This window comes from Klebsiella quasipneumoniae subsp. quasipneumoniae (assembly GCF_020525925.1).
Classification (GTDB): Bacteria; Pseudomonadota; Gammaproteobacteria; order Enterobacterales; family Enterobacteriaceae; genus Klebsiella; species Klebsiella quasipneumoniae.
Map to the genome: position 1 here is coordinate 4,998,562 of NZ_CP084876.1, position 21,188 is coordinate 5,019,749.

The following is a 21,188-nucleotide window of genomic DNA, read 5'->3' on the forward strand; positions in this document are numbered from 1 at the left end:
GCTACTGAGTCGCTCCGGCAAACCTGGCGCGACCGGAGGACGTTCACCGATAATGGCGAGCTAGAGAAAGGGCTAACTAAACCAGGTGCCGCGTCGCCAGTGGCGGCGCCAGATCAGCGCCAGCGACAGGCCTCGCAGCGCGAGAAACACCGCCAGCGCCAGCCACAGGCCGTGATTGCCGAGCGCCGGGACCGTAAGCAGCGTCACGGCGAAGCCGGCCGCGGCGACCGCCATACTGTTCCGCATCTCCGCGCCGCGCGTCGCGCCGATAAACATGCCGTCCAGCAGATAGCACCAGACCCCGACCACCGGCAGGATGGTCTGCCAGATCAGATAGCGATCGGCCAGCTGCTGCAGGGAAGGCAGTGAGGTTAACAGCGCGATGATGTACTCCCCCGCCAGGCTGTAAACCAGGGCAAACGCCAGCGCCACCATACCGGACTGCCGGCAGGCCGCCCGCCACACCTCCAGCAGCTGGCTGCCGTCGCGCGCGCCGTAGGCCTGGCCGGAGTGGGCCTCCACGGCATAGGCAAAGCCATCCAGCGCGTAGGCGGTAAAGGTCAGCATGGTCATTAGTACGGCGTTGACCGCCACGATATCGCTGCCCAGACGGGCGCCGTAGACGGTCAGCGCGCCAAAGCACAGCTGCAGCAGCAGGGAGCGCAGCATGATGTCGCGATTCAACGCCAGCAGACGGCGCATGTCCCCGCGCCAGGCGTTTTTCAGCATCGCCAGCGACACGCCGCGCAGCGTTAGCACCCGCTTCGCCATCATCAGGCCGATAATGAGAGTGGCGTACTCCGCGGTGACCGTGGCCAGCGCCGCCCCCTGGACGTTCATCCGCAGGCCCATCACCAGCCACAGGTCGAGCACAATATTCAACAGATTACCGACCACCAGCAAAATCACCGGCGCCCGGGCATACTGGACCCCCAGCAGCCAGCCGAGCAGCACAAGGTTGGCCAGCGACGCGGGAGCGCTGAGCCAGCGGATATCGAGAAACCGTCTCGCCTGCTCGAGAACCGCCTCGCTGCCGCCGACGATATGCAGGGCGAGGTTAATCAACGGCAGGCGAAACAGGATAATCAACACCCCGGCGCCCAGCGCCAGAGCCAGCGGCTGCACCAGCGCCCGCGCCAGTCGCAGCGGATCTTTGGCCCCCCAGGCCTGAGCGGTCAACCCGGTGGTGCTCATGCGAAGAAACAGCAGCAGCATAAACAGGAAACTGGTGGCCGTCGCTCCGACCGCGACGCCGCCAAGGTATACCGGGCTGTCAAGGTGGCCGATCACCGCGGTATCCACCAGCCCCAGCAGCGGGACGGTGATATTGGAGAAAATCATGGGGAGTGCAAGGCGCCACAGCGCTTTATCGGCAGCGTTGAGCAGCATGTTCGGAGACCTGATTGAGGACAAACGTCGCAGCGTCATGCATCAGATGACGCTGCGCGGGGGCAGGCGTTACAGCCATTCTCCATTACGGATCACGCCAACGGCCAGACCCTCAATGGTAAAACTCTGCTGACGCAGATCGACAACGATAGGGGTAAATTCGCTGTTTTCCGGCAACAGTTCGACGACGTTGCCCTGCTTTTTCAGGCGCTTCACCGTCACTTCATCGTCAATGCGCGCTACCACCACCTGGCCGTTACGCACATCCTGGGTTTTGTGGACCGCCAGCAGATCGCCATCCAGAATACCGATGTCTTTCATCGACATCCCGCTGACGCGCAGCAGAAAATCGGCGTTGGGCTTGAACATCGACGGGTCGACCTGATAGTGGCCTTCAATATGCTGCTGCGCCAGCAGCGGCTCACCGGCGGCGACGCGGCCGATCAGCGGCAGGCCGTGCTCTTCTTCCGTCAGCAGGCGGATACCGCGCGAGGCGCCGGAGACGATCTCGATTGCGCCTTTACGCGCCAGCGCTTTCAGGTGTTCTTCCGCCGCGTTTGGGGAACGGAACCCCAAGCGCTGAGCAATCTCCGCACGCGTCGGCGGCATGCCCGTCTGGCTGATATGATCCCGAATGAGATCAAACACCTCTTGCTGCCTGGTCGTTAACGCTTTCATTCCGCCCCCTGGGTGTATATACAGTTATGCTGTGAGTATATACAGCTAACGGTGATTTTGGAACCACATGGCACACAAAAATCGGCAGATTGTTTATATTTTGCGAGGGTTAGCGAAGAACGTTAGTGATAATGGCTCCACAGCAGCGTTCCCCAGGTGATCAGCGCGATGATTATCGCCAGCAGGACCGCCGCCGACCCCATGTCTTTGGCGCGCCCTGAAAGCTCATGATAATCCGAGCCAATACGGTCCACGACCGCCTCAATCGCGCTGTTGAGAATTTCGACTATCATCACTAGCAGGACCGAGCCAATCAGCAATACGCGGGTGATGGCGTCGACGTCCAGCCAGCAGGCTATCGCGACGGCCACGATGGCGGCGACACCTTCCTGACGAAACGCGGCCTCGTTGATCCACGCCGCGCGAAATCCTTTCCAGGAGTAACCTGCCGCCTTAATGATTCGGGTTAACCCGGTGGTATTATTGGCCATCACAAAACCTTTTTATGTAAATGACGTCGATGAGTGTACGCGTTTGCCGCGCGGTAACGGAAATTTTGCCCGCTTTCTGTTATTCTTGCCGCGCATTTGCATGATTAACCAGAGGCTTCACATCGTTTATGTCCGGCTGGCAACGAATTTACTATAAATTACTGAATTTACCATTACGGGTGCTGGTAAAAAGCAAGTCTATTCCGGCAGAGCCTGCTCAGGAATTAGGACTCGATACCTCGCGTCCGGTCATGTACGTCCTGCCCTATAACTCCAAGGCGGACCTGCTGACGCTGCGCGCCCAATGTCTGGCGCATGATTTACCTGACCCGCTTGAACCGCTGGAAATCGACGGCGCCCTGCTGCCGCGCTACGTATTCATCCACGGCGGGCCGCGCGTATTCACCTACTACACGCCAAAAGAAGAGTCCATCAAGCTGTTCCACGACTACCTCGATCTGCACCGCAACCATCCGGATCTCGATGTGCAAATGGTGCCGGTGTCGGTGATGTTCGGCCGCTCGCCGGGTCGTGAGAAAGGGGAAGTTAATCCGCCGCTGCGGATGCTTAACGGCATTCAGAAATTTTTCGCCGTCTCCTGGCTCGGCCGCGACAGCTTCGTGCGCTTCTCGCCTTCCGTATCGCTGCGCCGCATGGCGGATGAGCACGGTACCGATAAGATCATCGCCCAGAAACTGGCACGCGTCGCGCGGATGCATTTTGCCCGCCAGCGCCTGGCCGCCGTCGGCCCGCGTCTGCCGGCCCGCCAGGATCTGTTTAACAAGCTGCTGGCGTCGAAGGCCATTGCCCGGGCGGTGGAAGACGAAGCGCGCAGCAAGAAAATTTCCCACGAGAAGGCCCAGCAGAACGCGATTGCGCTGATGGAAGAGATTGCCGCGAACTTCTCTTACGAGATGATCCGCCTGACCGACCGCATTCTCGGCTTCACCTGGAACCGCCTGTACCAGGGCATCAACGTGCATAACGCCGAGCGCGTACGCCAGCTGGCGCACGATGGCCATGAGATTGTCTATGTCCCCTGCCACCGCAGCCACATGGACTATCTGCTGCTCTCTTACGTCCTGTACCACCAGGGGCTGGTGCCACCGCATATCGCGGCGGGTATCAACCTTAACTTCTGGCCAGCCGGGCCAATCTTCCGCCGCCTCGGCGCGTTCTTTATTCGCCGCACCTTTAAGGGCAATAAGCTCTACTCCACGGTGTTCCGCGAGTACCTTGGCGAACTGTTCAGCCGCGGCTATTCCGTAGAGTATTTCGTCGAAGGCGGCCGCTCCCGTACCGGCCGTCTGCTCGATCCGAAGACCGGTACGCTGTCGATGACCATCCAGGCGATGCTGCGCGGCGGCACCCGGCCGATCACCCTGGTGCCGATTTACATCGGCTACGAGCACGTGATGGAGGTAGGGACCTATGCCAAAGAGCTGCGCGGCGCCACCAAAGAGAAAGAGAGTCTGCCGCAGATGGTGCGCGGCTTAAGCAAGCTGCGCAATCTTGGCCAGGGCTACGTTAACTTCGGCGAACCGCTGCCGCTGATGACCTATCTGAACCACCATGTGCCGGAGTGGCGGGAAGCGATTGACCCGATCGAAGCGGTCCGCCCTTCCTGGCTGACGCCGACGGTGAATAACATCGCCGCTGACCTGATGGTACGCATCAACAACGCCGGCGCGGCCAACGCCATGAACCTCTGCTGTACGGCGCTGCTGGCCTCCCGCCAGCGTTCGCTGACCCGTGAGCAGCTCACCCAGCAGCTGGAGTGTTACCTCGCGCTGCTGCGCAATGTGCCCTATTCGCCGGATGCCACCGCGCCGTCCGCTTCGGCCAGCGAGCTTATCGACCACGCGCTGCAGATGAACAAGTTCGAAGTCGAGAAAGACACCATTGGCGACATCATCATTCTGCCGCGCGAGCAGGCGGTGCTGATGACCTACTATCGCAACAACATCGCCCATATGCTGGTGATGCCCTCGCTGTTAGCCGCCCTGGTGACTCAGCATCGTCATCTCAGCCGCGCCGAAGTGCTGCGCCATGTGGAAACGCTCTATCCGTTCCTCAAAGCCGAGCTGTTCCTGCGCTGGGAGAAAGCGGAGCTGGCCGGAGTGATGGATGCGCTGATTGCCGAGATGCTGCGTCAGGAGCTGATCGTCATCGATGGCGATGTGATGAGCCTCAACCCGTCGCACTCTCGCTCTCTGCAGCTGTTGGCCGCAGGCGCCCGCGAGACGCTGCAGCGCTACGCCATTACCTTCTGGCTGCTGAGCGCTAACCCGTCGATCAACCGCAGCTCGCTGGAGAAAGAGAGCCGTACCGTGGCTCAGCGCCTGTCGGTGCTGCATGGCATCAACGCGCCGGAGTTCTTCGATAAAGCGGTGTTCAGTACCCTGGTGTTGACCCTGCGCGATGAAGGCTATATCAGCGATACGGGCGATGCCGAGCCGGAAGAGACCCTGAAGGTCTATCGGATGCTGGCGGATTTGATTACGTCGGATGTACGTCTGACTATCGAAAGCGTCACGCAGGACGACGCGTAACGCGGCGTTTGCTGTCCTCCTCGCCCCCCGGCAAACCGGGGGGCAAGGATGGGGACAGGGATTTTACAGGTAGCTCATCGCCAGGCCGAGGAACAGCACCAGCCCGACGTAGTTATTGTTCATAAACGCTTTAAAGCAGTTATCGCGGTCGCGATTGAAGATAAGCTTCTGCTGCCAGCCAAACAGACCCGCCGCCACGAACAGCGACCAGTAGTATTCCCAGCACAGCCCGTTCAGCCAGCCTACCGCGCCCATCAGCGCCAGCACGGCCACCTGCAGGATACCGATAATCAGACGATCGTTTTCGCCGAACAGGATCGCCGTCGATTTAATGCCGATCTTGACGTCGTCATCGCGATCCACCATCGCATACTGGGTATCGTAGGCCACCGCCCACAGAATGTTGGCGAGGAACATCAGCCAGCAGCTCAGCGGCAGCGATTCGCTGACGGCCGAGAAGGCCATTGGGATCGACCAGCCAAAGGCCGCCCCCAGCACCACCTGCGGCAGATGGGTGTAGCGCTTCATAAACGGATAGACCCACGCCAGCGCCAGCGCCGCCACCGACAGCAAAATCGTCATGGTGTTGAGGGTGAGCACCAGCAGGAAGGAGAGCAGCACCAGAACGATAAACAGCGTTCGCGCCTCTTTCTCGGTGACGTCGCCGCTCGGCAGCGGACGGCGGGCGGTACGCTTTACGTGACCATCAAATTTTCGATCGGCATAGTCATTCACCACGCAGCCGGCGGCGCGCATCAGCCAGACGCCGGCGACGAATACCGCCAGGATCCACAGCGGCGGGACGCCCGGCGAGGCCACCCACAGCGCCCACAGCGTCGGCCACAGCAGCAGCAAGGCGCCGATCGGTTTGTCAGTGCGCATCAGGCGATGAAACGCCAACAGCTTATTCTGCGACAGACTCCACTCCATTTTTTCTTCCTCTTAGTACAACGGCGACGCAGGCAAAAACAGCTCGGTCAGCAGCAGGGGTTTGCCACTCAGCCGCAGACGGGAACGACGCCCCCACAGCGCTGCATCGCGACCAATTTCAATAAAATCGCGGGTTAACGTCGACGACGTGAACAGGTATCGGCCCAGCGGGGTCTGCCCGAGCTGCTGTAGCGCCAGCTCCGGCCCACACAGCGTCGACTCCGGCACCACCGTGCGTCCGGCCAGCCAGGGCTCGCCATCGGCATTGAGTATAATCTCCCGCAGCCAGTAGCGCGGCTCGTCGGGCAACAGCGCCGCTTCGTCAGCCAGCGCCTCACGCCCGATATACCCTTCGTTAACCAGGGTGACGGTGACCTGCTTTCCTTGTTGCTCAAAACGCTGGGTCATTGAGTCCTCCAGCAGCAGCCAGTCACTCAGGGGCGGCGCCAGGGGCGGCATAACGGCAAAATAGCGCAGCGCACGCAGTCGCGTAAGCGCAGGATGGGACATGCCTGATTCTCCGGTACATAACGTGAGAGCATTGTATCGCAGAATAGGCGGTTGGTGGCGGGCAAACGTCAATATACGATCATTCACGCAACAGCCATGCAACAGACCGCCGCGCGTGCAAAAAAAGGTGCATCCCGGAGGATGCACCTAAAGGCTGTGCCTAAACATCAGCATTGTGGGGAGACGATTACCCCTTGCCTTTTACACTGCTGATAAAGGTGGAACGAGCGGATTTGGAGCCGAGGCGCTCAGCTTCGTTCATCAATTTCAGGGCTTTGTCGATGTCACCTTGTTTCACCGCCTGCTTAATACCGTTGTTGAAGTAGGTCTCGGTATCGCTGAGCATCGGTTCGCTTTTGGCGGCCGGCGCCGCAGCGGCTGCGGCGGCTGGCGCGGCTACCGGCGCCGCGGTGTTACCGACGGTGACCGGGCCCGGGCCGGAGGAGCCGAACAGCGGCCCCACCAGCACGCTGGAGGTGCTGTTGGTTTTCACTTTCAGCTTCAGCACGCCATCGGTGGTATGTTTGGCGATCGGATCCGGGATGTCCGGCGCCGCATTGCCTGCGCCTTTGGCATAGGCCTTCGCCGGATCCAGCAGGGTGGTGGTCTGCTGGAGATCTTTTTCAGTGGTAAACACCAGCACATAGAGCTTCTGCTGGCCCAGCGCCGGGGTCAGGCGCATCACACCGCCCAGGCGATCGGCAGTCATCACGCCCGGCTGCTGATAGGTAAAGTAGTTGCTGGGAAAGAACGCCGCTGGCGTCATGTTCTGGTCGAGAATCAGCACGTTCGGCGCAAAAATCTGCTTATGTTTGTTCAGTTCGCTGTCGAGGGTCAGGGTCAGCTCACCGATATTGGCCGGCACGCTCCAGGCGGCGACCGGTCCGACGATCCCTGGAACATCCAGGCGTTGACCGCCGGTGGTTAAATCTACGCTCTGCGTCTTCGATTGATCGGCAGGCGTCCAGATCAGTTGCTGCAGCGCGCTGGCTGGAATAGACGGCGCGGCGCTGGTGTTCTGCGGTACAAAGTTAACATCGGCAAGGCTCATCCCCGGCACGCATGCCAACATCCCTGCGGATAAACACAGAGCGACGAGAGTTTTCTTCATTTTCATTCTTCTCACCTTGGATAGCATCGGTTTAGCGGTAGCCAGGCAATAGCGCGCTAACCCTGAATAGTCAGGAGGGGCCGATGCCCCTCCCAGGTTACACCCGTCCTGCGGACGGTATTACCACCACACTTCCATCTGGGCACCGAAGGTAACTTCGCTGTCGTCACCGCGGCTGGAGGTGAAAGCGCCGCTTCCGCTGCTGTCTCTCGTCTGCAGACCAGAGGTGTTGCTGTAGCCCCAGTTTTCATCCCACTTCGCGTAGGTTGCGAAGATACGGATAGCCGGACGAGACCAGACGCTGTTGCCTGCCTGCCACTGTTGAGCCAGAGTAATTTTGTACTGGTTGTTGTTTTCGCTGGTACGCTGAGATTTCACGTTGTCGTAACCGATTTCCAGCTGGGTGCTCATGATCGGCGTCCATTTGTACATCGGACGAACACCCACGGTGTACCAGGTGGAGCCGTTTTTGCTGTCCAGATCCACGTCCTGGTACATCGCAACGTACATCAGGCCCCAGTCATCGTTGAAGTCCATCGCGCCGTGATCCAGAACGCGGATCATGCTGCCGTTGTTATCGATGCTGGTTCCCTGAGAGTGGCCGCTGTTCCAGGAGGTCATTGCGTCAGTGGCGTACTGAACCACAAACTTGTTGAAGCCGCCCCAGATGGACTGAGTATGTTCACCGGTCCACATCCAGCCGTCTTTCGACGCGCCGTCTTCCAGGCGATAGTCATCCTGCGGGTTCGCACGGCCGTAATCGACGCCTAACTCCAGCACGCCGCCCGGGTTGGTTTCCAGGCCCGCCAGACGGATGTCAAAGACGTCGTTGGCAGTTTTCGCAGCATATTTCTTGGTGTCATCGCTGGAGAAAGTATAAGAGCCGCCGCTTTCTGAGTTACGGGTAGCGGCCAGAGAGAGCTTACCGAAGCCAAGGTCAACGTTTTCCAGACCTGCACCCGGGCCGGAGATATCCCAGTAGTAGAAGTCGATCATGTGAACGTCATGACGCTGATAGAAGCGTTTACCCGCCCACAGCGTGGAGCCCGGCAGCCAGTCGATCAGGTTTTTACCCTGGATGTTGGCTTCACGGAACGCCGGAGAGGTGCTTTCCCAGTCATCTTCCTGATTCACGGAATAGGCAACGTTAGTATCGAAATAAAAACTCTTATCTCCTTCCTTCCACAACTCCTGGCCCAGCTTCAGTTCCGCATAGGTTTCACATTCGTTACCAAGACGGTATTTACTTTGAGCGCCGGTCGCTTTGAAGCACTGTTGCTCGCCGCCGCTGCCGGTCCAGCCAATGCCGGAACGCGCGTAGCCATGGAAATCGACAGCCAGCGCCTGAGCAGACATAACGCCTGCCGCGACGGCGACCGCCAGTGGAAGTTTGCGCAGAGTAATCATCATTCTATCTCCTGAGATCATTGCTTTTCTTTGCACGCTTCGCCGGTGTACCGCCAGCCGGGTTCGCGCCTTTTTTTAATGGGAAGCCTTACACGCCCGGCTCTTTATGCAGCCGACGACAAGCGGTGCCATCCTCACGGAATAAATGGCAACGTTCTGGCGGCAAACCGATAGCGAATGTGGCTCCCTCTTCTACCAACACCACGTCGTTCTGGCGGTAGACCAGGTTTTGACGGATGGCGGGGATCTGGATATGAATTTGCGTTTCGTGACCTAACTGCTCGACAACCTGAACCTCGCCTTCGAGGGTCACATCGGCGATATCGCTGGGCAGTAAATGCTCCGGGCGGATACCTAAGGACATGTTGGCGCCCGCCTGAACGTTGGCGCTGTCCACCGGTAGCCAGATTTGCTGACGGTTTGGCAGTTCAACCTGCACCTGATCGATAGCCGTCGCGGTGACTTTGACCGGCAGGAAGTTCATCTTCGGTGAACCGATAAAGCCGGCGACGAAGCGGTCAGCCGGATAGTGATAGAGTTCCAGCGGTTTCCCGACCTGCGCCACACGGCCGGCGTCGAGGACCACGATCTTGTCCGCGAGGGTCATCGCTTCCACCTGATCGTGGGTCACATAGATCATGGTGCGGCCCAGTCGCTTATGCAGACGGGAGATTTCGATACGCATCTGAACGCGCAGGGCGGCATCGAGGTTGGAGAGCGGCTCATCCAGCAGGAAGACGCTCGGCTCAGCCACCAGCGTACGGCCAATCGCCACACGCTGGCGCTGACCGCCGGAGAGGGCTTTCGGTTTACGCTCCAGCAGATGGGCCAGCTGCAGCACTTCCGCCACCTGGGTCACCCGCTGGTTAATCAGATCTTTTTTCGCGCCGGCCAGCTTCAGGCCAAACGACATATTTTCCGCAACGGAAAGGTGGGGATAGAGCGCATAAGACTGGAATACCATCCCAACGCCGCGTTCTGCCGGTGGGATCTCGTTCATGCGGGTGTCACCGATAAACAGGTCCCCGCTGGTAATAGTTTCTAACCCGGCAATCATACGCAGCAGGGTAGATTTGCCGCAGCCCGATGGCCCGACAAACACGACGAATTCCCCTTCGTGGATATCGAGATTGATATCTTTCGATACCACCACGTCACCCCAGGCTTTCGTTACATTTCGCAGCTGTACGCTCGCCATGCCCTTCTCCCTTCGTTACAACCTGTCACTAACAGTCACATTCAAGATGGGTCGACTATGCGGCATTCATTAGCCGGGCAAATCCTCCACCCCCCGGCTTTTTTATGGGGGAGGAGATGGGAGGATGAGAGATTGGCTCTCGCCGCGGGGGATGGCGGGCAGCGGGTGATTTCGTGATGGAGGCGACAAAATTGGGCGCTTTTTTCTGTGCTCCAGGACGCAATACGGCCGTTTTTGCAATGGAGATCACACAACCAGCGGGTGGGGCGTAGACCTGGGGAGGATGGAAAGGGGTTGTTAAAAAAGGAAACTCATCATCGTTAAGCCACCGAAGTGTATCCACGAGTACAACACCAAAAAGGACGGGTATATGAAAATCAAAACTGGCGCTCGCATCCTCGCGCTGTCGGCACTGACCACGATGATGTTTTCCGCCTCTGCCCTCGCGAAAATTGAAGAAGGTAAGCTGGTTATCTGGATTAACGGCGACAAAGGCTACAACGGCCTCGCTGAAGTGGGTAAAAAGTTTGAAAAAGACACCGGCATTAAAGTTTCTGTAGAACACCCGGACAAGCTGGAAGAGAAATTCCCGCAGGTTGCGGCGACCGGCGACGGCCCGGACATCATCTTCTGGGCGCATGACCGTTTCGGCGGCTACGCGCAGTCCGGCCTGCTGGCGGAAATCACCCCGGACAAAGCGTTCCAGGACAAACTCTATCCGTTCACCTGGGATGCCGTTCGCTATAACGGCAAACTGATCGCCTACCCGATCGCGGTGGAAGCGCTGTCCCTGATTTACAACAAAGACCTGGTGCCGAACCCGCCGAAGACCTGGGAAGAGATCCCGGCGCTGGATAAAGAACTGAAAGCGAAAGGTAAGAGCGCGCTGATGTTCAACCTGCAGGAACCGTACTTCACCTGGCCGCTGATCGCTGCCGACGGCGGATACGCGTTCAAGTTTGAAAACGGCAAGTACGATGTGAAAGACGTCGGCGTGGACAGCGCAGGCGCGAAAGCGGGCCTGACCTTCCTGGTTGACCTGATCAAGAACAAGCACATGAATGCCGATACCGATTACTCCATCGCGGAAGCGGCCTTCAACAAAGGTGAAACCGCGATGACCATCAACGGTCCGTGGGCGTGGTCTAACATCGATAAGAGCAAGGTTAACTACGGCGTGACCCTGCTGCCGACTTTTAAAGGCAAACCATCGAAACCGTTCGTTGGCGTGCTGAGCGCGGGGATCAACGCCGCCAGCCCGAACAAAGAGCTGGCGAAAGAGTTCCTCGAAAACTACCTGATGACCGATCAGGGTCTGGAATCCGTTAACAACGACAAACCGCTGGGTGCGGTGGCGCTGAAATCCTTCCAGGAAAAACTGGAAAAAGATCCGCGCATCGCTGCCACCATGGCGAACGCCCAGAAAGGCGAAATTATGCCTAACATCCCGCAGATGTCTGCCTTCTGGTATGCCGTTCGTACCGCGGTTATCAACGCCGCCAGCGGTCGTCAGACTGTCGATGCTGCGCTGAAGGATGCCCAGAGCCGTATCACTAAGTAATGCTGTAGCGTACGTGCCGGATGGCGGCATGAATGCCTTATCCGGCCTACACAATCCGTAGGCCGGATAAGCGCAGCGCCATCAGGCACTGACGCCGACAGATGTTTAACGCTGTAGAGGATGATCCCCATGGATGCCGTTAAAAAGAGACACTGGTGGCAAAGTCCGCAACTCACATGGTCTGTGATTGGCTTACTGTGCCTGCTGGTGGGTTACCTTGTTGTTTTGATGTACGCCCAGGGGGAGTACCTGTTCGCCATCATGACGCTGATTTTAAGCTCAGTTGGCCTGTATATTTTCGCTAATCGCAAGGCCTATGCCTGGCGCTATGTCTATCCCGGCCTCGCCGGCATGGGCCTGTTTGTCCTGTTTCCGCTGATCTGTACTATCGCTATCGCGTTCACCAACTACAGCAGCACCAACCAGCTGACCTTTGAGCGCGCGCAGCAGGTGCTGATGGATCGCTCCTTCCAGGCCGGCAAAGCCTATAACTTCACGCTGATCCCGGCAGGCGACGAGTGGAAGCTGGCCCTGACCGATGGCGAGAGCGGTAAAAACTACCTTTCCGACGCCTTTAAATTCGGCGGCGAGCAGAAGCTGGCGTTAAAAGAAACTGATGCCCTGCCGGAAGGCGAGCGCGCCAACCTGCGCGTCATTACCCAGAACCGCACCGCGCTGAACCAGCTGACCGCCGTACTGCCTGATGACAGCAAAGTGATCATGAGCTCGCTGCGCCAGTTCTCCGGCACCCAACCGCTGTATACGCTTGGCGAAAACGGCGAGCTGACCAACAATCAAACCCACGTCAAATACCGCCCGAACAACGACGTTGGTTTCTACCAGGCAATCAACGCCGACGGTAGCTGGGGCACAGAAAAGCTGAGCCCGGGCTACACCGTGACTATCGGCTGGGATAACTTTACCCGCGTCTTCCACGATGAAGGCATCCAGAAACCGTTCTTCGCCATCTTCGTCTGGACGGTGGTGTTCTCGGTTCTGACCGTGGTGCTGACCGTCGCGGTGGGGATGATCCTCGCCTGCCTGGTGCAGTGGGAAGCGCTGAAAGGCAAAGCGATTTACCGTGTCCTGCTGATTCTGCCGTATGCCGTACCGTCATTTATTTCGATTCTGATTTTCAAAGGCCTGTTCAACCAGAGCTTTGGTGAAATCAACATGATGCTCAGCGCGCTGTTCGGCATTAAACCGGCGTGGTTTAGCGACCCGACCACCGCGCGCACCATGATCATCATCGTCAACACCTGGCTGGGCTACCCGTACATGATGATCCTGTGCATGGGGCTGCTGAAGGCGATTCCGGACGATCTGTACGAAGCGTCGGCAATGGATGGCGCCGGCCCGTTCCAGAACTTCTTTAAAATTACCTTCCCGCTGCTGATTAAGCCGCTGACGCCGCTGATGATCGCCAGCTTCGCCTTTAACTTTAACAACTTCGTCCTGATTCAACTGTTGACCAACGGCGGTCCGGACCGTCTCGGCACCACCACCCCGGCCGGTTATACCGACCTGCTGGTGAGCTACACCTACCGTATCGCCTTTGAAGGCGGCGGCGGTCAGGACTTCGGCCTGGCGGCGGCTATCGCAACGCTTATCTTCCTGCTGGTTGGCGCGTTAGCGATTGTGAACCTGAAAGCCACACGCATGAAGTTTGATTAAGGGAGATAACGATAATGGCTATGGTCCAACCCAAATCGCAGAAGCTACGTTTATTTACCACGCATCTCCTGCTACTGATTTTTATCGCCGCGATTATGTTTCCGCTGCTGATGGTTATCGCCATCTCGCTGCGCGAAGGCAACTTCGCCACCGGCAGCCTGATCCCGGATACCATCTCCTGGGAACACTGGCGTCTGGCGTTAGGCTTCAGCGTCGAACACGCGGATGGCCGCGTCACGCCGCCGCCGTTCCCGGTCCTGCTGTGGCTGTGGAACTCGATTAAGGTCGCCGGGATTACCGCGATCGGTATCGTCGCCCTCTCCACCACCTGCGCCTACGCTTTTGCCCGTATGCGCTTCCCGGGGAAAGCGACCCTGCTGAAAGGGATGCTGATTTTCCAGATGTTCCCGGCGGTGCTGTCGCTGGTTGCCCTGTACGCGTTGTTTGACCGCCTGGGCCAGTACATCCCGTTCGTCGGCCTCAACACCCACGGCGGCGTGATCTTTGCCTACATGGGCGGTATCGCCCTGCACGTCTGGACGATTAAAGGCTACTTCGAAACCATCGATGGCTCGCTGGAAGAAGCGGCGGCGCTGGATGGCGCGACCCCATGGCAGGCGTTCCGCCTCGTGCTGCTGCCGCTGTCGGTGCCGATTCTGGCGGTGGTCTTTATTCTGTCGTTCATCGCCGCCATCACCGAAGTGCCGGTCGCCTCGCTGCTGCTGCGCGATGTGAACAGCTATACCCTGGCGGTAGGCATGCAACAGTATCTCAACCCGCAGAACTATCTGTGGGGCGATTTTGCCGCCGCGGCGGTACTCTCCGCCATCCCAATCACGGTAGTGTTCCTGCTGGCGCAGCGCTGGCTGGTGAACGGCCTGACGGCGGGTGGGGTGAAAGGTTAAGTTTTTTTTGTAACACCGGCCCCAAATTTCAGATGGGGGCCGACGGTCTAGCCGCAATACACGACCCCAACCGGGTATTGTCGCCGTCGCCCTCAGCTGAAAAAGTAAGGCCAATGCCACTGCTATCCTCAACTGGACCCTACATAAATTCTATTTGTGACTGTTGGTCAGCGGCCCTGGAGGCCGCTTTTTTTTTATTCGCGTTTCAGGCGATTGGAGTTACACAGCCAGAGCGTAATCACCAGGATCAGGATCGCGGCGGAGTATATGAGCACCGCCATCGGCGATTCATGATCGATGATGATCAAACGCACAATCGCGGTGATGCCGATATAGACGAAATAGCGCAGCGGGAAGTGGAACCCCGACTGAAAATACTTGACGATCAGCGCGATAAATTCGAAGTAGAGAAAGTAGACCACCAGTCCTTCCACCAGCCGGTACTTACTGGTCGGCTCCGGGGTAAAGAGGACATCGGCCAGATGCAGCGTCTCTTTACCGAGGAAGACGATCAGGATAATCCCCAGGCACAGCAGCCCCAGATTCAAAACCGTTTGCATCGCAGTGGCGATAAAATTCACCAGTGGGCGATAAACCGACGACATATTCACACCTCATAATCAGTCCTTGTTGCGTCCGGTATAGCGCAAAAGTGTGATCCAGATCTACAGTTACCCCTCACCGCGTGGGCTTTCCACGTTTGCGCCCTCAGGACAGGATTTCGGCAAAAGAGAAAAATGCTCTCCTTAACGGCGTGTGATCGACATAACTGAACCCCCTTTTTTGTATAAAACTATCCCTGCACAGTCATTGTTAATCAATAACTTAATTTACATACAGACCTGCATGTTTAGATAAGGCTAAAAATAAAATTTTTCTCCAGACCTTAATAAATAAATGGTTATTTGAGAAAGTTTTTTTCTGCCGATTCCCTTAGCATATTTCCTCATCATCTTACGTCCAGGAATCATAATAATGTCTGACCAAGCATCCTCACTTTTTATTCGCTGGCTACAGCGAGAAGTCGCACCAGCATTAGGTTGTACGGAACCTGTTGCTATTTCATTTACCACCGCTTACGCCGCGAAACATTTAGCGACACCCTGCGAAAAAATTAGCGGTTTTATTTCTGCCAACCTGTATAAAAACGCCACGGGCGTCACGATTCCCGGCACGACAGTTAATGGCGTCGCGCTGGCCGCCGCCATCGGCGCCTTTGGTGGCGATGCCGATAAGGGATTACAGACCCTGGCAGGCATTACTTCACAGCATGTGGAACAGGCACAAGCGCTGGTGGATGCAGGCCACGTTACTATTGACGTCCAGGATACGCCTGACTTTATTCATCTCGATCTCACCCTCAGCGCCGGTGACCAGACCTGTCGCGTCGTGGTAAAAGGCACGCATACCAATGTGGTCGAGTTATATATTAATGGCGAACAGCAGCCATTACACGCTGGGGAAAATAGCGCCACAGCGCAGACTGAACTGCCAACTTTCTCTCTCCAGGAAGCGTATGACTTTATTATCTCCACCCCGGTTGAGAATATTACGTTTATTCTGGAAGCCGCCCGCCTCAATAGCGCACTGGCTGCAGAAGGCAAATCGAAAAAGTATGGGTTGAATATTAACGGAACATTCTCTGAAGCCGTTAAAAATGGTTTGTTAAGTAATGACTTAATGAGCGAGGTCATTATCAACACCGTCGCAGCTTCCGATGCGCGTATGGGCGGAGCCCCGGTGGTCGCCATGTCGAACTTCGGCTCTGGCAACCAGGGGATCGCAGCGACCATGCCGGTAGTTACCGTCGCCGAGCATCTGAATGCCGATGAAGAGACGCTCGCTCGCGCGCTGGCGCTCTCGCATCTGACGGCCATTTCCATCCATTCGCGCTATACCCGCCTGTCCGCACTGTGCGCGGCCTCCACCGCCGCCATGGGCGCTGCCGCCGGTATGGCATGGCTGTTTACCCGCAATATCGAAACCATCAACACCGCCATCATCAATATGATTAGCGATGTTACCGGCATGATTTGCGATGGCGCTTCCAACAGCTGCGCGATGAAGGTCTCCTCGGTGGTTTCCAGCGCCTTTAAATCTGTGTTGATGGCGATGCAAAACCGCTGCGCCAGCGCCAACGACGGCATTGTCTGCGCCGACGTCGAACAGTCGATTAATAACCTGTGCCGCCTCGTGATTAAGCCTATGGCGCAAACCGATAAAGAGATCATTCGCATTATGGTCAGCAAATAAGACCAGCCCTTTTGTACCCTACGCAATAATGATTTATTGCCTGCACCAACAGGTATTTTACGATGAATAAAAAAGTCATATTACGCGGCGCCAGCGCCATTATGCCCCTGTGCATCGGGGACTTTCCTTTCTCGTTCATTGTTGGCGCATTAAGCGTCAGCGCCGGCATGAGCGTCTGGCAAAGTACCGCGTGGTCGGCGATTGTGATTGCCGGTTCGGCGCAAATGCTGGCACTGAATATGTTAAAAACCGGCGCCACGCTCGGCGTGATTATTTTCACCACATTAATTATTAATCTTCGCCATGTGCTGTATAGCGCCTCTATTTCCGGCACCGTGCGCGAAGCCTCATTCTTTAAAAAATGCTTTATGTCCTATGCGCTCACCGACGAAGTGTATGCCACCACCGTCAAAGAGATGGAAGGAAATAAAAAGGAAAAATATCTGTTTTATGGTTCGGCGATGGTCACCTTCTGGGCGATTTGGGTGCTGGCCGATTTTCTTGGCGCGCTGGTCGGCGCCTCGTTTCCCCACATTGAGAAATACGGTCTCGATTTCGCCATGGTCGCCGCCTTTATCGCCATCGTGGTGCCGCAAATTAAAAGCCAGGCCTGCACCGTCGCCGCGGTAGTGGCCGCCGTTTCCGGCGTGCTGTTAGTGGTCCTGCCCTACTCGCTGGGTATCGTCGTCGCCTCCGTGCTCGGTGTCCTTGCCGGCCTGTGCGTCGACCTGGCGGAAGAGCGCAAGCAGATGGCAACAACCGAATCCGATATGCCGTTAGTGGAGGCGCTGGAAAATGAGTAATAGCTATTTTATCGCCCTGACGCTGGGCATGGCCGCGGTCACTTTTCTTATTCGTTTCTCGTTTATCGGCCTGGCCGGCAAGATCCAGATGTCTGAGCGGGTGACCAAAACATTGCGCTTCGTGCCGGTCACCGTCCTGCCGGCCATCATCACCATTCAGATCCTGAGCGTGAATTCCAGCATGGAGTTCGACTTAAAAAATCCGAAGGTGATCGCCGCCATTATCTGTACGCTCGCCAGCTTCCGTTTAGGTCTGGTGTGGGTGGTGGTGAGCGGCGTCGGCTCGCTGGTGCTATTGAATTATTTTCTGTAACTGTTTGAAGGGGTAACCACATGATTATTACTACCGCTGACGCGCCCGCCGCGATTGGTCCGTACGTTCAGGGCGTCAATCTCGGCGCGATGACCCTCACCTCCGGCCAGCTGCCCATTAATCCGCAGGACGGCACCATGCCCGACGACATTGCCGAACAGACGCGCCAGTCGCTGGAGAACGTGAAAGCCATCGTCGAAGCCGCCGGCCTCACCGTTGGTCAGATCGTCAAAACCACGGTGTTTGTGAAAGACCTGGCGGATTTTGCCGCCATTAATGCCGCCTACGAGGCCTTCTTTACCGAACATCAGGCGGCCTTTCCGGCGCGCTCCTGCGTGGAAGTAGCCAGGTTACCGAAAGACGCTGGCGTCGAAATCGAAGCGATCGCTTTCGCCCGTTAATCCCCCCGGCTGGAGGAAGAACCTCCAGCCCCTTCCCCACCGATTTTTGTCGTTCCACGTTGTTCATATTACAGGCACTATAGCCACTGAACGACCCGAGGAACGCAGCATGTTAACTATCCGAAAGGCATTGCCCGAGGACGCGCCACAACTGAGCGCGATGGGTTATGCCAGTTACCAGCACCACTTCGCCCATCTCTGGCGCAATGCCGATGAACTGGCGTTATTTCTTAAGCAAGAATATGCCGAAGATGCGCTACGTCGGAGTCTTACCGATGCCAACCATCATTGGCTCATCGCCGAAGCCGCTTCCCCCGTTGGTTTCGCGAAATATAGCTATCAGCAGCGAATGGCTGAAGATGGCACGATGGGTACGCTGCTGCATAAGCTCTACCTGATGCCGGGGGAGACTGGCCACCGCTACGGCGAGCAGATTTTTCACGCCATCGAGACGCGAGCAAAAACGGCCGGCGAACGCTGGCTGTGGCTGGAAGTACTCGCCGCGAATCCCGCCGCGCGCCGTTTTTACGAACGCCAGGGGATGCAGCACATCAGAGACACGACTTTCCATTCCGCCAGCCAGCAAAGCACCTTACATATTCTGGCCAAACCGCTGTGAGAGGAACTATGCCTGAGCTTCGTGATACCGGCGTACGTAACGTCGTCTGTGGGAAAAATGTCGTTATTTACCAGCCCGCCAACCTGTACGACTGCACGCTGGGTGATAACGTCTTCGTTGGACCGTTCGTTGAGATCCAGGGGAATACCCGCATCGGCGCGGAGAGTAAAATCCAGTCGCATACCTTCATCTGCGAGTACGTCACCATTGGCCGGCGCTGTTTTATCGGTCACGGGGTGATGTTCGCCAACGACCTGTTTCGCGACGGCAAACCAAACGCCGACCGCGCCAGCTGGGGGCGGATTGAGATTGGCGATGACGTGTCGATCGGTAGCGGCGCCACGATTCTGGCCGTCAACATCTGCGACGGCGTGGTGATTGGCGCGGGCAGCGTGGTGACGAAGTCCATCACCGAGAAAGGCGTGTGGGCGGGGAATCCAGCCCGCCTGCTGCGGCGGCTGTAAAAAAAATGCCGACCATAAGGTCGGCATTTCGTCTTAACGGCGCAAGCGTTATGCGCGCCAGGCTTTATAACGGTTAATCAGACCGTTAGTGGAGCTGTCGTGGCTGCTGACTTCGCTGCCGTCTTTCAGCTCCGGCAGGATGCGGTTAGCCAGCTGTTTGCCCAGCTCAACGCCCCACTGGTCGAAAGTGAAGATGTTAAGGATCGCGCCCTGGGTGAAGATTTTGTGCTCGTACAGAGCAATCAGCGCCCCGAGGCTGAACGGGGTGATCTCACGCAGCAGGATAGAGTTAGTCGGGCGGTTGCCTTCGAACACTTTGAACGGCACCACGTGCTCCAGGGTCGCCGGATCTTTACCCTGATCGCGATATTCCTGCTCCACCACTTCACGGGATTTACCGAAGGCCAGGGCCTCGGTCTGGGCGAAGAAGTTGGACAGCAGCTTCGGATGATGATCGGAGAGCGGGTTGTGGGTGATAGCCGGGGCGATGAAATCGCACGGTACCATTTTGGTGCCCTGATGGATCAGCTGGTAGAACGCGTGCTGACCGTTGGTGCCCGGCTCGCCCCAGATGATCGGGCCAGTCTGGTAGTCCACGGCGTGGCCGTTACGGTCGACATACTTACCATTGGACTCCATGTTGCCCTGCTGGAAGTAGGCGGCAAAACGGTGCATGTACTGGTCGTAAGGCAGAATCGCTTCGGTTTCCGCACCGAAGAAGTTGTTGTACCAGATACCGATCAGCGCCAGCAGCACCGGCAGGTTTTTCTCCGCCGGGGTGGTGGAGAAGTGCTTATCCATCGCATGCGCGCCAGACAGCAGCTCAACGAAGTTGTCGAAGCCCACGGAGAGAATGATGGACAGGCCAATCGCCGACCACAGGGAGTAACGGCCGCCAACCCAGTCCCAGAATTCGAACATGTTGGCGGTGTCGATGCCGAACTCGCCAACCGCTTTCGCGTTGGTGGAGAGCGCCGCGAAGTGTTTAGCCACATGCTTGTCGTCGCCCGCGGTCGCCAGGAACCAGTCGCGCGCGCTGTGGGCGTTGGTCATGGTCTCCTGAGTGGTAAAGGTTTTGGACGCGACCAGGAACAGGGTGGTTTCCGGGTTGACGTTCTTCAGCACTTCGGCGATGTGGGTGCCATCGACGTTGGAGACAAAGTGCATGTTGAGGTGATTTTTATACGGACGCAGCGCTTCGGTGACCATGAACGGACCGAGGTCGGAGCCACCGATACCAATGTTGACCACGTCGGTGATCGGTTTGCCGGTGTAGCCTTTCCAGCTGCCGGAGATAATCGCTTCAGAGAAGGCTTTCATCTTCTCCAGCACAGCGTTCACTTCCGGCATCACATCTTTGCCATCAACCACAATCGGCGTATTGCTGCGGTTGCGCAGCGCGACGTGGAGTACCGCACGATCTTCGGTGCGGTTGATCTTTTCACCGGAGAACATCGACTTGATGGCGCCTGTGAGATCGGTCTCTTTCGCCAGATCCTGCAGTTTAGCCAGCGTCTCTTCGGTGATGCGGTTTTTGGAGAAGTCCACCAGCATCAGATCGTCGAACGTCGCGGAAAATTTAGAAAAACGGTCGCTATCTTTGGCGAACAGCTCGCTGATAGTGACATCTTTCATTTCGTCGAAGTGTTTCTGTAATGCCTGCCAGGCAGAGGTCTGCGTTGGGTTGATGTTTTTCATTAGCAATACTCTTCTGATTTGAGATTGTGACTTCGGTCGATTGTAGCGCCGGTGACGGAAAATTGTGATGATTTTTGTGACTTGTCCCTGACGCCGGTCAGGAATCAGGTCAAAACGGAGTAAAAAGCCCCATTAGTATAGCTATCATAAGGCTTTTTTCTGTTAGCCGCAGGGGCATGAAAAATCCGCATAACCGCAGCGTTGACATAGCTGGCGTTAAGCCTTTATATA

Annotated in this window: 20 protein-coding genes; 10 read left to right on the forward strand and 10 right to left on the reverse strand. The window is 57.2% G+C overall.

Annotation, left to right across the window (positions count from 1 at the left end):
- Positions 1–72: 72 nt before the first annotated feature.
- From dinF to LGM20_RS23950, 3 genes are all read right to left on the reverse strand, one after another.
- A complete protein-coding gene (gene dinF / locus LGM20_RS23940; protein ID WP_044525128.1) occupies positions 73–1,389 on the reverse strand; it encodes an MATE family efflux transporter DinF in 1,317 nt (438 codons plus the stop codon).
- 69 nt (positions 1,390–1,458) lie between these two features.
- Positions 1,459–2,067, reverse strand: coding sequence for a transcriptional repressor LexA (gene lexA, locus LGM20_RS23945; protein WP_004206291.1), 609 nt, complete (start codon positions 2,065–2,067; stop codon positions 1,459–1,461).
- A gap of 122 nt (positions 2,068–2,189) precedes the next feature.
- The gene (locus LGM20_RS23950) at positions 2,190–2,558 is read right to left on the reverse strand and encodes a diacylglycerol kinase (RefSeq protein WP_004206290.1); all 369 of its coding nucleotides are present in this window, start codon (positions 2,556–2,558) and stop codon (positions 2,190–2,192) included.
- 128 nt (positions 2,559–2,686) lie between these two features.
- Here LGM20_RS23950 and plsB point away from each other — a divergent pair, with 128 nt between their 5' ends.
- Positions 2,687–5,110, forward strand: coding sequence for a glycerol-3-phosphate 1-O-acyltransferase PlsB (gene plsB / locus LGM20_RS23955; RefSeq protein ID WP_017900122.1), 2,424 nt, complete (start codon positions 2,687–2,689; stop codon positions 5,108–5,110).
- 63 nt (positions 5,111–5,173) lie between these two features.
- Here plsB and ubiA read toward each other — a convergent pair whose 3' ends face one another.
- The 5 genes from ubiA to malK all read right to left on the reverse strand — a co-directional run bounded on the left by ubiA (position 5,174) and on the right by malK (position 10,266).
- Positions 5,174–6,040 carry a 4-hydroxybenzoate octaprenyltransferase gene (gene ubiA, locus LGM20_RS23960; protein WP_044525127.1) on the reverse strand — a complete coding sequence of 289 codons (867 nt, stop codon included), beginning with the start codon at positions 6,038–6,040 and terminating at the stop codon, positions 5,174–5,176.
- 12 nt (positions 6,041–6,052) lie between these two features.
- A complete protein-coding gene (gene ubiC, locus LGM20_RS23965) occupies positions 6,053–6,550 on the reverse strand; it encodes a chorismate lyase (protein WP_017900123.1) in 498 nt (165 codons plus the stop codon).
- A gap of 187 nt (positions 6,551–6,737) precedes the next feature.
- Positions 6,738–7,667: a maltose operon protein MalM gene (malM, locus tag LGM20_RS23970; protein WP_008807310.1), complete on the reverse strand. Its 930-nt coding sequence runs from the start codon at positions 7,665–7,667 to the stop codon at positions 6,738–6,740.
- A gap of 114 nt (positions 7,668–7,781) precedes the next feature.
- Positions 7,782–9,071: a maltoporin gene (locus LGM20_RS23975; protein ID WP_044525126.1), complete on the reverse strand. Its 1,290-nt coding sequence runs from the start codon at positions 9,069–9,071 to the stop codon at positions 7,782–7,784.
- 85 nt (positions 9,072–9,156) lie between these two features.
- Entirely contained in the window at positions 9,157–10,266 is a 1,110-nt protein-coding gene (gene malK, locus LGM20_RS23980) for a maltose/maltodextrin ABC transporter ATP-binding protein MalK (protein ID WP_002884743.1), read from the reverse strand.
- 370 nt (positions 10,267–10,636) lie between these two features.
- On the opposite strand from malK, the gene malE reads away from it, so the two are divergent.
- From malE to malG, 3 genes are all read left to right on the forward strand, one after another.
- The gene (malE, locus tag LGM20_RS23985) at positions 10,637–11,827 is read left to right on the forward strand and encodes a maltose/maltodextrin ABC transporter substrate-binding protein MalE (RefSeq protein ID WP_004206285.1); all 1,191 of its coding nucleotides are present in this window, start codon (positions 10,637–10,639) and stop codon (positions 11,825–11,827) included.
- A 129-nt stretch (positions 11,828–11,956) separates the two neighbouring features.
- Positions 11,957–13,501, forward strand: coding sequence for a maltose ABC transporter permease MalF (gene malF / locus LGM20_RS23990; RefSeq protein ID WP_023291623.1), 1,545 nt, complete (start codon positions 11,957–11,959; stop codon positions 13,499–13,501).
- A 14-nt stretch (positions 13,502–13,515) separates the two neighbouring features.
- The gene (gene malG / locus LGM20_RS23995; protein WP_002884725.1) at positions 13,516–14,406 is read left to right on the forward strand and encodes a maltose ABC transporter permease MalG; all 891 of its coding nucleotides are present in this window, start codon (positions 13,516–13,518) and stop codon (positions 14,404–14,406) included.
- 194 nt (positions 14,407–14,600) lie between these two features.
- Here malG and psiE read toward each other — a convergent pair whose 3' ends face one another.
- A complete protein-coding gene (psiE, locus tag LGM20_RS24000; RefSeq protein WP_004206282.1) occupies positions 14,601–15,011 on the reverse strand; it encodes a phosphate-starvation-inducible protein PsiE in 411 nt (136 codons plus the stop codon).
- A gap of 370 nt (positions 15,012–15,381) precedes the next feature.
- On the opposite strand from psiE, the gene LGM20_RS24005 reads away from it, so the two are divergent.
- From LGM20_RS24005 to LGM20_RS24030, 6 genes are all read left to right on the forward strand, one after another.
- Entirely contained in the window at positions 15,382–16,659 is a 1,278-nt protein-coding gene (locus LGM20_RS24005) for an L-cysteine desulfidase family protein (protein WP_023291622.1), read from the forward strand.
- A gap of 62 nt (positions 16,660–16,721) precedes the next feature.
- Positions 16,722–17,462, forward strand: a complete 741-nt coding sequence (locus LGM20_RS24010) for an AzlC family ABC transporter permease (protein WP_023291621.1) — start codon at positions 16,722–16,724, stop codon at positions 17,460–17,462.
- Entirely contained in the window at positions 17,455–17,775 is a 321-nt protein-coding gene (locus tag LGM20_RS24015; RefSeq protein WP_004206276.1) for an AzlD domain-containing protein, read from the forward strand. The genes LGM20_RS24010 and LGM20_RS24015 overlap by 8 nt, the downstream gene beginning before the upstream one ends.
- 20 nt (positions 17,776–17,795) lie before the next feature.
- Positions 17,796–18,176: a RidA family protein gene (locus tag LGM20_RS24020; protein ID WP_023291620.1), complete on the forward strand. Its 381-nt coding sequence runs from the start codon at positions 17,796–17,798 to the stop codon at positions 18,174–18,176.
- A gap of 109 nt (positions 18,177–18,285) precedes the next feature.
- A complete protein-coding gene (locus LGM20_RS24025; protein WP_044525125.1) occupies positions 18,286–18,795 on the forward strand; it encodes a GNAT family N-acetyltransferase in 510 nt (169 codons plus the stop codon).
- Positions 18,796–18,803: 8 nt separating this feature from the next.
- Positions 18,804–19,259: an acyltransferase gene (locus LGM20_RS24030; protein WP_023291618.1), complete on the forward strand. Its 456-nt coding sequence runs from the start codon at positions 18,804–18,806 to the stop codon at positions 19,257–19,259.
- Positions 19,260–19,307: 48 nt separating this feature from the next.
- On the opposite strand, the gene pgi is transcribed toward LGM20_RS24030, so the two are convergent.
- Complete coding sequence (gene pgi, locus LGM20_RS24035; RefSeq protein WP_044525124.1) at positions 19,308–20,957, reverse strand: glucose-6-phosphate isomerase; 1,650 nt, start codon at positions 20,955–20,957, stop codon at positions 19,308–19,310.
- Between the last annotated feature and the right edge of the window lie 231 nt (positions 20,958–21,188).

Coding starts and splice junctions, on each gene's coding strand:
- plsB (WP_017900122.1), top strand. CDS start 2,687: ATGTCCGGCTGGCAACGAATTTACTATAAATTACTGAATTTACCATTA.
- pgi (WP_044525124.1), bottom strand. CDS start 20,957: ATGAAAAACATCAACCCAACGCAGACCTCTGCCTGGCAGGCATTACAG.
- LGM20_RS23975 (WP_044525126.1), bottom strand. CDS start 9,071: ATGATGATTACTCTGCGCAAACTTCCACTGGCGGTCGCCGTCGCGGCA.
- malE (WP_004206285.1), top strand. CDS start 10,637: ATGAAAATCAAAACTGGCGCTCGCATCCTCGCGCTGTCGGCACTGACC.
- LGM20_RS24005 (WP_023291622.1), top strand. CDS start 15,382: ATGTCTGACCAAGCATCCTCACTTTTTATTCGCTGGCTACAGCGAGAA.
- ubiC (WP_017900123.1), bottom strand. CDS start 6,550: ATGTCCCATCCTGCGCTTACGCGACTGCGTGCGCTGCGCTATTTTGCC.
- malG (WP_002884725.1), top strand. CDS start 13,516: ATGGCTATGGTCCAACCCAAATCGCAGAAGCTACGTTTATTTACCACG.
- LGM20_RS24020 (WP_023291620.1), top strand. CDS start 17,796: ATGATTATTACTACCGCTGACGCGCCCGCCGCGATTGGTCCGTACGTT.
- malK (WP_002884743.1), bottom strand. CDS start 10,266: ATGGCGAGCGTACAGCTGCGAAATGTAACGAAAGCCTGGGGTGACGTG.
- malM (WP_008807310.1), bottom strand. CDS start 7,667: ATGAAAATGAAGAAAACTCTCGTCGCTCTGTGTTTATCCGCAGGGATG.
- LGM20_RS24015 (WP_004206276.1), top strand. CDS start 17,455: ATGAGTAATAGCTATTTTATCGCCCTGACGCTGGGCATGGCCGCGGTC.
- psiE (WP_004206282.1), bottom strand. CDS start 15,011: ATGTCGTCGGTTTATCGCCCACTGGTGAATTTTATCGCCACTGCGATG.
- dinF (WP_044525128.1), bottom strand. CDS start 1,389: ATGCTGCTCAACGCTGCCGATAAAGCGCTGTGGCGCCTTGCACTCCCC.
- malF (WP_023291623.1), top strand. CDS start 11,957: ATGGATGCCGTTAAAAAGAGACACTGGTGGCAAAGTCCGCAACTCACA.
- LGM20_RS24025 (WP_044525125.1), top strand. CDS start 18,286: ATGTTAACTATCCGAAAGGCATTGCCCGAGGACGCGCCACAACTGAGC.
- LGM20_RS23950 (WP_004206290.1), bottom strand. CDS start 2,558: ATGGCCAATAATACCACCGGGTTAACCCGAATCATTAAGGCGGCAGGT.
- ubiA (WP_044525127.1), bottom strand. CDS start 6,040: ATGGAGTGGAGTCTGTCGCAGAATAAGCTGTTGGCGTTTCATCGCCTG.
- lexA (WP_004206291.1), bottom strand. CDS start 2,067: ATGAAAGCGTTAACGACCAGGCAGCAAGAGGTGTTTGATCTCATTCGG.
- LGM20_RS24030 (WP_023291618.1), top strand. CDS start 18,804: ATGCCTGAGCTTCGTGATACCGGCGTACGTAACGTCGTCTGTGGGAAA.
- LGM20_RS24010 (WP_023291621.1), top strand. CDS start 16,722: ATGAATAAAAAAGTCATATTACGCGGCGCCAGCGCCATTATGCCCCTG.